At 66.2% G+C, this 13,511-nt stretch carries 10 protein-coding genes; 4 read left to right on the forward strand and 6 right to left on the reverse strand.

The features are described 5' to 3' along the window. Positions 1–111: 111 nt before the first annotated feature. Positions 112–1,740, reverse strand: coding sequence for a glucose-6-phosphate isomerase (gene pgi, locus GM910_RS15570; RefSeq protein WP_159588794.1), 1,629 nt, complete (start codon positions 1,738–1,740; stop codon positions 112–114). A 253-nt stretch (positions 1,741–1,993) separates the two neighbouring features. On the opposite strand from pgi, the gene pdxR reads away from it, so the two are divergent. Continuing rightward, positions 1,994–3,487: a MocR-like pyridoxine biosynthesis transcription factor PdxR gene (pdxR, locus tag GM910_RS15575; protein WP_159588796.1), complete on the forward strand. Its 1,494-nt coding sequence runs from the start codon at positions 1,994–1,996 to the stop codon at positions 3,485–3,487. Positions 3,488–3,701: 214 nt separating this feature from the next. Here pdxR and GM910_RS15580 read toward each other — a convergent pair whose 3' ends face one another. From GM910_RS15580 to GM910_RS15600, 5 genes are all read right to left on the reverse strand, one after another. Then, positions 3,702–5,138, reverse strand: coding sequence for a M81 family metallopeptidase (locus GM910_RS15580; protein ID WP_159588798.1), 1,437 nt, complete (start codon positions 5,136–5,138; stop codon positions 3,702–3,704). Positions 5,139–5,219: 81 nt separating this feature from the next. Continuing rightward, positions 5,220–7,139, reverse strand: coding sequence for a beta-N-acetylhexosaminidase (locus GM910_RS15585; RefSeq protein ID WP_159588800.1), 1,920 nt, complete (start codon positions 7,137–7,139; stop codon positions 5,220–5,222). 10 nt (positions 7,140–7,149) lie between these two features. Then, entirely contained in the window at positions 7,150–7,926 is a 777-nt protein-coding gene (locus GM910_RS15590) for an SDR family oxidoreductase (RefSeq protein ID WP_159588802.1), read from the reverse strand. Positions 7,927–7,945: 19 nt separating this feature from the next. Next, a complete protein-coding gene (locus GM910_RS15595) occupies positions 7,946–8,809 on the reverse strand; it encodes a MurR/RpiR family transcriptional regulator (protein ID WP_159588804.1) in 864 nt (287 codons plus the stop codon). A 21-nt stretch (positions 8,810–8,830) separates the two neighbouring features. Beyond that, a complete protein-coding gene (locus GM910_RS15600) occupies positions 8,831–9,220 on the reverse strand; it encodes a RidA family protein (protein ID WP_159588806.1) in 390 nt (129 codons plus the stop codon). Positions 9,221–9,320: 100 nt separating this feature from the next. Here GM910_RS15600 and GM910_RS15605 point away from each other — a divergent pair, with 100 nt between their 5' ends. From GM910_RS15605 to GM910_RS15615, 3 genes are read left to right on the forward strand one after another with little or no spacing between them, the layout of a single operon-like run. Next, positions 9,321–9,815: a hypothetical protein gene (locus tag GM910_RS15605; protein ID WP_159588808.1), complete on the forward strand. Its 495-nt coding sequence runs from the start codon at positions 9,321–9,323 to the stop codon at positions 9,813–9,815. Between the two features lie 27 nt (positions 9,816–9,842). Beyond that, the gene (locus GM910_RS15610) at positions 9,843–11,318 is read left to right on the forward strand and encodes a M81 family metallopeptidase (protein WP_159588810.1); all 1,476 of its coding nucleotides are present in this window, start codon (positions 9,843–9,845) and stop codon (positions 11,316–11,318) included. After that, positions 11,315–12,403, forward strand: a complete 1,089-nt coding sequence (locus GM910_RS15615) for a D-TA family PLP-dependent enzyme (protein WP_159588812.1) — start codon at positions 11,315–11,317, stop codon at positions 12,401–12,403. The genes GM910_RS15610 and GM910_RS15615 overlap by 4 nt, the downstream gene beginning before the upstream one ends. Positions 12,404–13,511: the final 1,108 nt, after the last annotated feature.

Consider the following 13,511-nt stretch of genomic DNA (forward strand, 5'->3'; position numbering starts at 1 on the left):
CCCATTCCGGAACATGGATGAGTCACGGAATGGATCCCGGCTCGCGGGAGCTTGGGCTCCCTTGGCCGGGATGACGCGCGAGGGAGGATGCCCGGCCCTTCGGCGACGCCTCTACCGCAGCGCCGCGATGTGCCCCACCAGCCCCGCCGTCGAGGCGTCGCGGGCCGAGGCGTCCTTCTTGCCTTCCACCACCGGAAGAAGCTCCGTCGCCAGCTCCTTGCCGAGCTCGACGCCCCACTGGTCGAAGGCGTTGATGCGGAAGAGCGTGGCCTCGACGAAGACCCGGTGCTCGTAGAGCGCGATCAGGCGGCCAAGGGCGAAGGGGTCGAGCTGTTCGTAGACGATTGTGAGCGAGGGGCGGTTGCCGGGGAAGACGCGGTGGGGGGCGAGCGCCATTACCTCCGCTTCCCCCATGCCCTTGGCGCGGAGCTGGGCAGTCGCCTCCTCCAGCGTACGGCCCTTCATCAGGGCTTCCGACTGGGCAAGGCAATTGGCGACGAGCAGGTCGTGGTGGTGCTTCAGTGCCGGCTCGTGGCCGTTGGCGGCCAGGATGAACTCGACGGGGATGACGTCCGTGCCCTGATGCAGGAGCTGGAAGAAGGCGTGCTGGCCGTTGGTGCCCGGCTCGCCCCAGACGAGCGGGCCGGTGGGGGTGGCAGCCGGTTCACCGTCGAGCGTGACGCGCTTGCCGTTCGATTCCATATCGAGCTGCTGCAGATAGGCGGGCAGACGGGAAAGCCGCTGGTCGTAGGGGATGACAGCGCGGGCGGGATAGGCGCAGACGGCGCGGTGCCAGAAGCCGACGAGGCCGAGGAGCACCGGCATGTTTTCGCGTGTCGGCGCTTCGCGAAAATGCCTGTCCATGGCCTCCGCCCCGGCAAGGAAGCGGCGGAAGTTCTCCGCGCCGACGGCGATCATGATGGGCAGGCCGATGGCCGACCAGAGCGAATAGCGCCCGCCCACCCAGTCCCAGAAGCCGAAGACGCGCGCCTTGTCGATGCCGAAGGCGGCGACCTTGTCGAGGGCGGTGGAAACGGCGGCGAAATGGGCGCCGACCGCGCCCGAGCCGAGCTTCTCCGCCACCCAGGCGCGCGCCGTTCCGGCGTTGGTCATGGTCTCGACGGTGGTGAAGGTTTTCGAGGCGACGATGAAAAGCGTCGTCTCGGGATCGAGTTCCTTCAGCGTATCGGCGATGTGGGCGCCGTCGATATTGGAGACGTAGTGGAGGCGCGGGCCGTCGTGATAGGGCGCCAGCGCCAGCGTTGCCATGGCCGGGCCGAGATCGGAGCCGCCGATGCCGATGTTGACGACATCGGTGAAGCGCTTGCCGGTGGCGCCCGCAAGGTCGCCCGCGCGCACCGCCTCGGCGAACGCGCTCATCGCAGCCAGCACGGCTTCGACATCGGGCATGACGTCCTTGCCGTCGAGCATGACCGGTGCACCGGAGTTGCGCAGGGCGGTGTGCAGGACGGCGCGATCCTCGGTCGTGTTGATCCGCTCGCCGGAGAACATCGCCTCGCGGCGCTCACCGAGGCCGGCGGCTTCGGTAAGATCGGCAAGAAGCTTCAACGTCTCGTCGCTGACGGCGCACTTCGAATAGTCGAGAAGCATGTCGTCGAGCGTGGTCGAATAACGGGAGAAGCGTTGGGGATCGGCGGCGAAGGCAGCGCGCAGGTCGAAATCCCGATTCTCTTCCCGGTGCCGCCGCAGCGCAGCCAGGGCATTCTCGTAGGCGCTCATGTCGGTGCTTCTCCTTCCTTGCCGGCCGGATCTTAGACCAGTTCATCGTTTCACGGAATCGATGAACTGGTCTAACCCATTGTTTTATCGCAATTCCGGACGGAAAACCGGTTTCCACTTTTCCTGGAATTGCTTTAGGTCGCTACCCGGAAAATGTGAAGCGGTGAAGAAGGCGCATCTGTGGCGTAACGGCTTAGTCCAGGGTTGCGGCACATTGCCCATGGGGGTAGGCTCCGCCGCCGGAGAGGAAGCCATGCCGACCAGAAACGACGCCGCCCTTTGGGCCGGGCTGTTCAAGATATCCCCTGATTCGAGCCAGACATTGCAGGCGCAGATCCGCCAGGCGATCGTCTCGGCGATTCTCGACCGGCAGATCGCGCCTTCGATGCCGCTGCCGTCCTGCCGCATCCTGGCGGAGAAGCTGGGCGTGGCACGCGGCACGGTGGTGCTGGCGTTTCAGCAGCTCGTCGACCAGGGCTTTCTGATCGCCCGCGAGCGGCGCGGGCATTTCGTCAACCCGGAGGTGCTGGCCGCACCCCCGCGCCCGCCGCGCCAAACGGCGCGCGGGGTGGCACGGATCGACTGGAAGGCGCGCCGCCAGGTGGTGGCGAGCGACATGCCCGAGGCGCCGAAGAACGACGACTGGATGCAGTCTTCCTACCCCTTCGTCTACGGCCAGTTCGACCCGACGCTCTTTCCCACCGCCGAGTGGCGCGAGTGCAACCGCATGGCGCTGGCGGTGCTCGAAATCCGCAACTGGGCGGCCGATATGGTCGACAGGGACGACCCGCTCCTGATCGAGCAGATCCAGGCGCGGCTGCTCCCCCGCCGCGGCATCTTCGCCAATCCGGACGAGATCATCATCACACTGGGCGCGCAACACGCGCTTTACATGCTCTCCACGCTGCTCATGCGGCGCGGGGCCCGGGTGGCGATGGAGAACCCCGGCTTTGCCGACGCGCGCTCCATCTTCCGGCTCGCCGGCGCCGAGACGCTGCCCGTGCCGGTGGACAGCGACGGTATGAAGGTCGGCGCGATTCCGCCCGAGGCGGATTTCGTCTTCGTCACGCCCAGCCACCACTGCCCGACGATGGTGCCCCTCAGCCGCGCGCGGCGCGAGGCGCTCCTTGCCCAGGCGGAGGAGAACGATTGGGTCGTCATCGAGGACGATTACGACAGCCAGCTTGCCGAGGAGACGCCGCAGGAGGCGCTCAAGGGCCTCGACCATACAGGGCGCGTCATCTATGTCGGCTCCATGTCGAAGACGCTCGCGCCGGGCTTGCGGATAGGCTACATCGTCGCGCCGGCGGAGCTGGTGGCGGAACTGAGGGCCTTGCGCCGCTTCATGCTGCGTCACCCGCCGGCAAACAACCAGCGCGCGGTAGCGCTGTTCCTGTCGCTCGGCCACCACGACGCACTGGTGCGCCGGCTTTCCGCCGCCTTCGAGGAGCGGCGCAAGGAGTTGTTGACGGCGCTGCGCCTGCACATGCCCGACTGGCAAGCGGCCGATGTGCCCGGCGGAATATCCATCTGGCTCAAGGGGCCGCCGGGCACCGACACGACTGCGCTCGCCCGCGCGGCAAAGGGGCGGGGCGTGCTCATCGAGCCGGGCGCGCGCTTCTTCGACGGGCCGGAGCGGCCCTCGCCCTACATGCGGCTCGGCATCTCCTCGATCGCGCTGCAACACATCGAACCAGGCATCCGCGAATTGGCCGCGGCGGCGGCACGGCGCTCCGAGGCGGCGTAGGGAGCGCCCTTCCCTTCGCTGCAGGGCTATCGCATGTGGATGGAGTCTTTGTTCGGCTTCGCCGGACCCCCACCCTCAATCCCTCCCCTCAAGGGGGAGGGGGACGATGGCGTGCTCAACCGGGCTTCCCTCCCCCTTGAGGGGAGGGATTGAGGGTGGGGGTACGATCAGGACTTAGAATCCCACATGCGATAGCTCTGCCCTCCGCTGGGGGTTAAGCCCAGCGTTCTGACAGGCGGGCCTTCGGGGCGAACGTGAAATCGCCCTGGAAGGGATAGCAGGGCGTATGGCGGCGGTGGTTGGCGAGCGCTGGGATGTCCTGGTTGACCGCGCCTTCTGTGAGGGCCATCAGGTTGGGGTTGGCGAGGGGCGCAAGCTCCGGGGAGAGATAGCCGGACTTGACGACGAGCAGGCGGACGGCGTGTGGGTCGAGGCCCAGCCGTTTGAAGTCGGCGAGCCGGTGATAGGGGCGGCGGCGGGCCGCCAGCACCACGTCTATGCCACCGACGCGCACTACCGCTTGACGCTCGGCAGGATCGCCTGGATCGTCGAGGCGGAGCACCTCGACATCGGCGGCGATATGCGGGCTCGCGGGATCGAGGCTGCCGCCGATCCGCAACGGAAGGAAAGCGCCCTTCCCGGCTTCGAAGCACCGCTCGACGGCCGGCCGGTCCGCGATGCCGGCGATAAGCGCCCCCTGCCAGTCGCGCGCCACGAGCGCAGCCAGCACGTCGGCCCTGTCGCCCACGCCGCCGCCCGTGGGATTGTCGCCGGAATCGGCGAGGATGACCGGTGACGTGCGGGCGGCCACCGCAATCTCCAGCATTTCATCGAGCGCGCCGGTGACGGGGCCGAAACGGAAGTTTTCACGCTCGCGCCAATAGGCGAGCGCCAGCCTCTCGGCTTCTTCCAAGGCAGCCCTCCGGTTCGTGGCGGTGACCACCACTGCTGCTGTGGCGCGCGGCTCGTCCGCCCAGACATAGCCGACCATCAGGTTGGCGTCCCAGATGCTCGGAATGGCATCGACCTGTGGGAGGGCGGCGTAGAGCGAGCGGGCGGGCTCGTCCTCCGTCGAGGTGCGCTCGCCCGGCAGGAGGATGGGGATCGGTGCCCAGGCGATACCCGGCCTTTCGCCACTCTTCAGAGCCTTCACCAGCATTGCAAAGGCGCGGGCCATCGTCTCCTGCACGTCGATGTGGGGTGCGGTGCGGTATGCGGCGAAGATGTCGAGCTGGTCGACGATGGCCTGGCTGACGTTGCCGTGCAGGTCGTAGCTGGCGGCGACGATGCAGCGGGGACCGACGACGGCGCGGGCGGATAAGATCCAGTCGGCTTCGGCATCGTCCATGCCTTCGACATTCATGGCGCCGTGCATTGTCAGGTGCAGGCCGTCGAGCGGGAGGGACCTTTTCAGCCGATCCAGGAACTCGGACTTGAACTCATCGTAAGCCGCACGCGATACGGGGCCGCCGGGCACGGCCCGGGCATGGAAGAGCGGCAGGAGTTCCACACCGTCGGCGTGGTGCAGGAAGGCGAAGTGGTCGGAGGAAAGGAGCTCCTCACCGCGCAGGATGCGGAAGTCCTCGCGGTTCATCAGCACCGGGGAGTAGGTGCTGCACTCGGTGTGAATTCCGCCGATGGCGAGGCGCATTGCACTGCTCCGTTGGGGAATTTTGCTTTGGCGAATGGAAATGCCGGCGCCCCTCGCGCCGGCATCTCCAGGTTCATCCCTCTAAAGCTGCGGCGACAGGCGGGCGAGGGCGCAGAAGCGCTGCCAGTCCTTGGCTTCGCGCGGGGTCCAGGCGGCTTCGGCGACCGCGGCCAAGCGGGGGAAGACCAGGTGGTTGAAATAGGCCCTGGAGATGAAATTCTCCGTCCAGATGCAGGCCTGAATGCCCTTCATCCTTTCCTTCAGCGCTTCAGGGAAATCGCCCTCGGCCTCGTATTCGTAGGTGTGTTTCGGCGGCACGGTGCCGGCCCAGCTTGCGCCGGGCTCCTGCCAGGCCTCCGCCTGCACCATGTCGAGGTAATAGGCCTGACCGGGCGTCATGACGACGTCGTAGCCCTCTTCGGCCAACTCGATGCCGACCTTGGGGCTCTGCCAGGCCATCAGAAGCGTGCCCTCCGGGTCGACGCCGCCGCCGTGGGAGACCTCGTTCCAGCCGGCCAGCCGGCGGCCACGCTCGGCCAGCATGTCCTTGATCTTGCGCATGAAGAAGGACTGAAGGCCGAAGGTGCCTTCAATCCCCTCCTTCTCCATCAGAGCGCGGCAGAGCGGCGAATGGAGCCAGGCGCCATCCGCCACCTCGTCACCGCCGATATGGATGTACTGCGCGGGGAACAGCGCCACCATCTCGTCGAACACCTTGCCCAGCACCTCGTAGGTGAAGGGGATGGCGGGGTTGAGCGCGTTGTTGGGGTAGCCCTGGACGGAAAAGTAGCTTTCGGGCGCTTCCTGGCCGTCGACCAGCTCCGGCAGGGAGACGAGCATGGCTTCCGAATGGCCCGGAATGTCGACCTCGGGGACGACCTCCACATGGAGCGCTGCCGCATGCGCGACGAGGGCGCGGACGTCGTCCTGGCGGTAGAAGCCCCCGCGGGTATCGGCGCCATCGCCGAGCTGGGGGATCAGCGGCCCGTCAGGTCCACGCCGGCTGCCGATCTCGGTCAGCTGCGGATAGGCCTTGATCTCGAGGCGCCAGGCCTCGTCGTCCGTTAGGTGCCAATGGAAGATGTTGAGCTTGTTCCAGGCGAGGATGTCGATGAAGCGGCGCACGTCTTCCACCGGGAAGAACTGACGCGAGACGTCGAGGTGCGATCCGCGCCAGGAATAGCGCGGCGCGTCGGTGACGGTGCCCGATGCGGGGAACTTGAAGGTGGCGGGATCGGTGCGGGCGCCATGCAGAAGCTGGGCGAGGCTGACAAGACCGTAGAAGCGGCCGGCGGGACCGCCATAGGTAAGCTCGACGCGATCCAACGTGAAGCGAAGCGCATAGGCCTCCCGCCCGAGGACGGCACTCTCCTCGATGGCAACAGGCCTGCCACCGGGTACTTCCGCCAGGCTGAAGGGGACGTGGGCGGCGGGGAAAAGCCGCTGGAACAGCGCGAGCACGGTAGCGACGGCATTGAGGTCATCGCTGCCGGCGCCGGCTTGCGGGTAAAGGGCGACCGGAACGGCGTCGCTGGCGGCGAGATCGCAGGAGGCCGGCCAGGGAAGGAGGGAGAAGGGTTCCGAGACCGCGCCTTGCGGCAGCAGCACGGGCGGTAGCGCGCTTTCCCGCCCTTCCAGCATGAGGTCGCCGAAGGAGACAGGGAGATGGCGGCCGTCGTTCAAGGTGAGGTAGGCGGACTTCGCGCCGTCGGAGCAGTGAACCGCGGGGCGCGTCAGGCCTTCGACGGTGAAGGTCCAGGTTCCGCCGGGCGCGAGTTCAACGCCGGATGGCGGGGCGTATTGGTGGAAATTGGCGTGGCGGCGCAGGAGCGTGGCGTTTTCGCAACGGTGGCCCGCCGCGGTGCGGGTAAGCGAGGTGTAGGCGAACTTGAAGTCCCGCACCGTCTCGCCCGACAGGTTGAACAGCGTGAACTTGAGGCGGCCGGCGGAGTTCTCGATCGGCAGCCAGGAGCATTCCACTCGGAAAGGCGCAGTCGGCATGGGGAAACCTTCAGTACATGGAGGATTGGGAGAAGGTGCGGGCGAGCTCGGCCTGGCCGGCGGTCAGGCCGCAATCGACGGGAAGGCAGGTGCCGGTGATGGCGGCGGCAAGGGGGCTTGCCAGGAACTTCACGGCGTTGGCGACGTCCTCGGGCGAGGCTATGCGCTGCAGGGGATACCAGCGGCGGGCCTCCTCGAAGACGTTGGGGTTGGCGGCCGCGCGGGCGTCCCACGCCTGCGTCCTCACCGTGCCGGGGGCGACGGCGTTGGCGCGGATGCCGAACCTGCCGTATTCGACGGCGATCAGCTTGGTGAGGTGGATCAAGCCGGCCTTGGCGGCGGAGTAGGCGGGATGGCCGAAGACCTGCAGGCCATTGACGGAAGCGATGTTGACGACGGCGCCTTGCGATTTCTTGAGGGCTTCCTCGAAGGCCTTGAAGCAGAGGAAGGCCGCTTCGAGGTTGAGCGCGATGTCCTTCTGCCAGTTCTCGGCCGCCGTCTCCTGAAGCGAGGCGTCGCGTGCGGCGCCGGCGTTGTTGACCAAGGTCCTGACCTTTCCATGACGCGCGGCCTCGGCGGTAAGCTCCTTCACCGCATCCCGGTGTGTGACGTCGCATTGCGCAGCGATGAAGCGGGCCGCGCCTGCAAGCCCGGCGGCAGCCTTCTCGGCGGCTGCGCCGTCGAGATCGGCCATGACCACCACGTCGTGGTCTTCCGCCAGCCGGGCGGCGATGGCGCGCCCGATGTCGCCCGCCGCTCCGGTCACCACCGCCGCAGATCGCGTCATGATGCTCCGTCTCCGAACGTCAATCGCCCAGCAGCTGGCGATCGTCTTCGTCCCTGTGGGTTACCAGTTCTTTCTTGATGCGCCTGAGCGTCACCGCCGCCTGGTCGCGGATGCGGTAGGCGACGACGTTGGCGATGATGTCGACCAGGGCGAGATAGGCGAAGCGCGTCGATGTCGGCCGGTAGATGTTGGTTCCCTCCGGCAGATCGACGGGGATGGCCAGATCGGCCGCCTTGGCGATCGGGCTTTCGCTCTGGGCGAAGGCGATGGTGAAGACGCCGCCGTCCTGGGCAAGCCGGAAGGCGCGCACCAGCTCCGCGTTGCGGCCCGAAAACGACGAGCCCACCAGAACGTCGTCGGGCTGGGCGGCGGCGGCCAGCATGAGCTGCATGCCGTGGTCCGTGCTGGCCGTGACCCGCAGCCCCAGGCGGAAGAGACGGTTCTGGATCTCGTTGGCGATCATCGAGGAATTGCCGCCGGAGCCGAAGGCATAGATCATCGGCGCGCTGGCGAGGCGCTCCGCCGCTTCGTCCAGGCGCGCCATGTCGAGGGTGCGGTGGAAGGAAAAGAGCGCGGACTGCGCCTTGGTGACGATATCCTCGGCGACCTCGGCGGAAGAGGCGGTCCTCGCCTCGGGGCTGAGATAGCGCGCGCCGACATAAGCTGTCTTGGCCAGCCGCACCTTGAAATCGGAGAAGCTTTGGCAGCCGAGCCGGCGGCAGAAGCGCGTGACAGTCGGCGGAGAGACCTCCACCCGCTTGGCAAGCTCGATGATCGAGGCGTTGACCGCGAAATCGAAGTCGCTGAAGAGGATATCGGCAATGCGCTGCTCGGCCTGGGACAATTGCCCCTTCCTGTCCTGCAGCATCATCAGAAGGTCCATGGGCGCGCTCCCCGCAACAACCTATCGATCGCGCGGCTTATAGGCGACGCAGTCGATCTCCACCTTGCAGTCGACCATCATACGCGATTGCACGCAGGCGCGTGCCGGCGGATGTTCGCCGAAATACTCCTTGTAGATGCCGTTGAAGGTCCAGAAGTCGCGCGGATCGTCGAGCCACACGCCGACGCGCACCACGTGCTCCAGCCCGTAGTCCGCTTCCTTCAGGATGGCGATCACGTTCTCGATGGTCTTGCGCGTTTGGGCGACGATGTTGCCGTCGATGATCTCGCCGTTCTCCATCGCCACCTGGCCCGAGACGTAAAGCCAACCGTCCGCTTCCACCGCGCGGGCGAAAGGCAGCGACTGGCCGCCGGCACCAGCCTTCTCGGCTCCATAACGCTTGATCGTCATTCTGGACCTTCCATGCAAATTATTTTCCCGTTCAATTGACAATTCACCATATCGAGGCGATTTTGGCTAGGCAGAAGAGGCAATTATGAAAAGAATTTAGATGCGTGACCCCTTCGTCAATCCTTTTCCCCCATCCGACACCACACGCCACGCCATTTGGACCATGCTGGTTCAGCGCGACATCGACGCCTTTCTGGCGGCCGATTGGAGCATGGTCGCCGGCGATTTCGTCGAAGAAGGCTTCATCGGCATCGACGCCGGCAAGAAGGCCGATCCCGATGCCTGGCACTTGGGCTTCCCGACCCTTGCCGCCTATCGCGACGAGTGGCTGCGGCAGGCGGAGGATTTCGCCCGCCAGACCTATGGCGAAGACCCGCGCGGGGCGATCTTTGCGACGACGAGGCTGGAGGATATCGAGATCAACGGCGAGACGGCGCTTGCCCGCAAGAAGTTCGACGGCAGCATCCTCCGCGGCGACGGCACGCGCGACATCATGAAGTGGCAGACGCTCTATTATTGCCGTCTCCACGAGGGGAGATGGAAGATCTCCGGCTTTACCGGCTATCTGCCCAATCCGATGGGCGCGGTGGATTAGCACCGGACAAGAAGAAAGGCCGATCGAGTGCGTCTGTTCACTGCTGCGCTGGCAACCGAGACGAACACGTTTTCGCCCATCTGCATCGACCGCCGGGCCTTCGAGGCCTCGCTTTATGCGCCGCCGGGAGAACACCCGCCGACGCCGACGCTGTGCACGGCGCCGATCACCGTCGGGCGCAAGGTGGCAGTGGAGAAGGGATGGGAGCTCGTCGAGGGGACCGCGGCCTGGGCCGACCCTGGCGGGCTGATCAACCGCGAAACCTATGAGGGGCTGCGGGATGAAATCCTGGGGCAACTCAAAGCGGCGATGCCCGTCGACGGGGTGGTGCTCGGGCTGCACGGCGCCATGGTGGCAAGCGGCTACGACGATCCGGAGGGGGACCTTCTGGCGCGCGTCCGCGAGATCATCGGCCCGGACGTGCTCTTGTGCGCGGAACTCGACCCGCACAGCCATCTGACGGCGAAGCGCGTTGGGCTTGCCGATTTCTTTGTCGCCTTCAAGGAGTTTCCGCATACGGACTTCGTCGAGCGGGCGGAGGACCTGTGGCGGATCGCCGTCGACACGCTGGAGGGGCGGGTGAGGCCGGCAATGTCCGTCTTCGACTGCCGCATGATCGACGTCTTCCCGACCTCGCGGGAGCCGATGCGCACCTTCGTCGACAGGCTGAAGGCGATCGAGGCGTCGGACCCGGACGTGCTGTCGCTGTCGGTCATCCACGGCTTCATGGCCGGCGACGTGCCGGAGATGGGGGCGAAGATCATCTGCGTCACCGATGACCGGGCGGAGAAGGGGGAACGGCTGGCGCGGGAATTGGGCATGGAGCTTTTTGACAAGCGCGGCTCCTTCCTGATGCCGCAGGTGGACGAGAGGCAGGCGGTGGAGGAGGCGCTCGCTACCGTCGGCGGTCCTGTCGTCATCGCCGATATGTGGGACAATCCCGGCGGCGGCACGGCGGGGGACGCGACCATCATCCTGGCGGAGCTGCTCGAGCGCGGCGTGAGGGATGCCGCGGTCGGCACCATATGGGACCCGATCGCCGTGCAGATCTGCATGGCCGCAGGCGAAGGGGCGGAAATCCCGCTGCGCTTCGGGGCGAAATCGGCGCTCGGTACGGGCAATCCCATCGACGGGCATGTGGAGATCGTGCGGCTGGTGCGCGATGCCGAGATGCGCTTCGGGGAAAGCTTCGCGCCGTTCGGCGATGCGGCGCATATCCGGCTCGACGGTGTCGACGTGATCTTGAACACGACGCGGGCGCAGAGCTTCGATCCGAGCCTGTTCGAGGTGATGGGGATCGACCCCCAGGCTCAAAAGATCCTGGTGATCAAGTCGACCAACCACTTCTACAGCTCGTTTTCCAAGATCGCCTCGAAAATCATCTATTGCGCCGCCGGCACGCCCTATCCTAACAATCCGGCGAAGACGGCATATCGCAAGGCGCGGCGCGATATATGGCCGATGATCCAGGACCCGCACGGGCAGGAGACGGTTTCGGCATGAACCCCTTGAGGCCCGGAAGCGGCGAACCGGTATCGGCGCTTTCGACACCGGTGCCGGTGATCGACGAAGATGTCGTGACCGGCAACATCGCACGCGTGCAGGCCTATATGGACGAGCACGGGATCGCGTTCCGGCCACACATCAAGACGCACAAGATCCTCGCCGTGGCTGAAGCGCAGCGGGCGGCGGGGGCGAAGGGCATCAACTGCCAGAAGGTGACCGAGGCGGAGGTATTCGCCGAGGCAGGCTTCGGCGATATCCTGATCACCTACAACATCCTGGGTGCGGAGAAGCTTAAGCGGCTTGCGGCGCTCAACGGGCGCATCGAGGCGTTGAAGGTGACTGCCGACAGCGCCGCCGCCGTCGACGGGCTGGCGCAGGCCTTTGCAGCGGAAAGGCCGCTGACGGTGATGGTGGAGTGCGATACCGGCGGCGGGCGCTGCGGGGTGCAGACGCCCGAGGAGGCGCTTTCTCTTGCACGGAAGATCTCCGGCAGCGGGGGGCTTCGCTTCGGCGGGCTGATGACCTATCCGAAACTGGGAAGTGCTGTCGCGGTGGAGGCTTGGCTGTCGCGGGCGGTGGAGCTGCTGGCGAAGGAGGGCATCCCCTGCCCGACCGTCAGCAACGGCGGAACGCCGAGCCTGTTCGAGGCGCACATGGTGCCTTCGGCCACCGAGCACCGGGCGGGCACCTATGTCTACAACGACCGGGCGATGGTGCGGGCGGGGCACTGCACCTTCGACCAATGCGCCATGCACATCCTTGCAACGGTGGTCTCGCGGCCGACGCAGGACCGGGCGGTGATCGACGCGGGGTCGAAGGCGCTGACCTCGGACCTCCTGGGCTTCTCCGATTTCGGCCATATCGTGGATTATCCGGAGGCTGTCATCTCCGGGCTTTCCGAGGAGCATGGGGTGGTCGATCTTTCGCGGTGCGCCGACCGGCGGCCGGAGATCGGCGAGAAGATCCACATCGTGCCGAACCATACCTGCGTGGTCTCCAACCTCTTTGACGAGATGGTTTTCCACCGCGGCGGGCGCGTGACGCGTGTGGAGGCGGTCGCGGCGCGCGGGATGGTCTGGTAGGCGGCGCGTTTCCCTCCCCCCGAGGCGGGGCTATCGCGTGTGGATGGAGTCTCTGTCCGGCTTCGCCGGACCCCCACCCTCAATCCCTCCCCATCCTGAGCCTGTCGAAGGGGGGAGGGGAGTCGCGAGCGTTGTGCCTGCCCTAGCGAAGGACATGCTTATTCGTTGCCGCGCGGGGTTTCCCCGCCGGGCTATGTCAAAGAACGTGGGAAGCGGGGCGCGTTGTCCGTGCCACTCAATTATTTTTTAGGCGCGTCCAACGCGCCCCGCCGGAGTCTGTCCCGACGGTCGGCCGGTCACTCGGCCCCCCGCCCTTCCCGGCTGCACCCAATTGGGGGCTTTGCCGGGCCGGACGGGAAGCCTGGCGGCTTCTCCGCAATGCCGGCAACGCTGTCACCCAGCGCTCCCGGCACCGCCGGCCTGTCGCGGGCCCTCAGGCCTCCGGGTACCGAGCCCGAAGGGAGAGGTCTCCGCCGCTCTCCCTGATCCCCGGTCCGGACCCGGTTCCCGTAAGAGCGATGGGGACCATGATAAGGGGGCGGCGGGGAGCGTGAATAAAATTGGCGGGAAAAAAATCAAAAAAGTTGGTCGGAGTGAACGGAAACAATGGGTTGGCAGGAAAGAAAGAATCTTTGTCGCCACATTTTATCCCCGCGCAGAGGCAAGGCATTGCCGGCTGAGGTGAAGGGCGCGCCCGCCGCCTTTCCAACGCGCGTCATCCCTACCCGCGCGTCATCCCACCCGCGCGCGTCATCCCGGAAAGCCGAAAGGCTTGTCCGGGACCCATTCCGTGACTCGTCCACCTTCCGGAATGGGTCCCGGACAGTCTCCGCTTCGCTCCGACTTCCGGGATGACGCGCGTGGGGTGGGGTGGGGATGGGGATGGGCACGTAGTATGCACATGTCGTCGCGCGGCCGGGGTGACGCGCGCGGGTGGGTGATGGGTTTCCTTGAAATGCCGGCGCCCCTTCGCGCGCCCCTCTGTCCTGAGCTTTGTCGAAGGGCCGGACATCTCCCCCACGAGGGCAGGGGAATCGCATATCAGTATTTTCTTTATTGCCAAGAAGGTTTGGATGGATTCTTGAGAGGCTTTCCGATTCGCGAGGAA

This window comes from Chelativorans xinjiangensis, from assembly GCF_009812055.1.
GTDB lineage: Bacteria > Pseudomonadota > Alphaproteobacteria > Rhizobiales > Rhizobiaceae > Chelativorans > Chelativorans xinjiangense.

Coding starts and splice junctions, on each gene's coding strand:
- pgi (WP_159588794.1), bottom strand. CDS start 1,740: ATGAGCGCCTACGAGAATGCCCTGGCTGCGCTGCGGCGGCACCGGGAA.
- pdxR (WP_159588796.1), top strand. CDS start 1,994: ATGCCGACCAGAAACGACGCCGCCCTTTGGGCCGGGCTGTTCAAGATA.
- GM910_RS15580 (WP_159588798.1), bottom strand. CDS start 5,138: ATGCGCCTCGCCATCGGCGGAATTCACACCGAGTGCAGCACCTACTCC.
- GM910_RS15585 (WP_159588800.1), bottom strand. CDS start 7,139: ATGCCGACTGCGCCTTTCCGAGTGGAATGCTCCTGGCTGCCGATCGAG.
- GM910_RS15590 (WP_159588802.1), bottom strand. CDS start 7,926: ATGACGCGATCTGCGGCGGTGGTGACCGGAGCGGCGGGCGACATCGGG.
- GM910_RS15595 (WP_159588804.1), bottom strand. CDS start 8,809: ATGGACCTTCTGATGATGCTGCAGGACAGGAAGGGGCAATTGTCCCAG.
- GM910_RS15600 (WP_159588806.1), bottom strand. CDS start 9,220: ATGACGATCAAGCGTTATGGAGCCGAGAAGGCTGGTGCCGGCGGCCAG.
- GM910_RS15605 (WP_159588808.1), top strand. CDS start 9,321: ATGCGTGACCCCTTCGTCAATCCTTTTCCCCCATCCGACACCACACGC.
- GM910_RS15615 (WP_159588812.1), top strand. CDS start 11,315: ATGAACCCCTTGAGGCCCGGAAGCGGCGAACCGGTATCGGCGCTTTCG.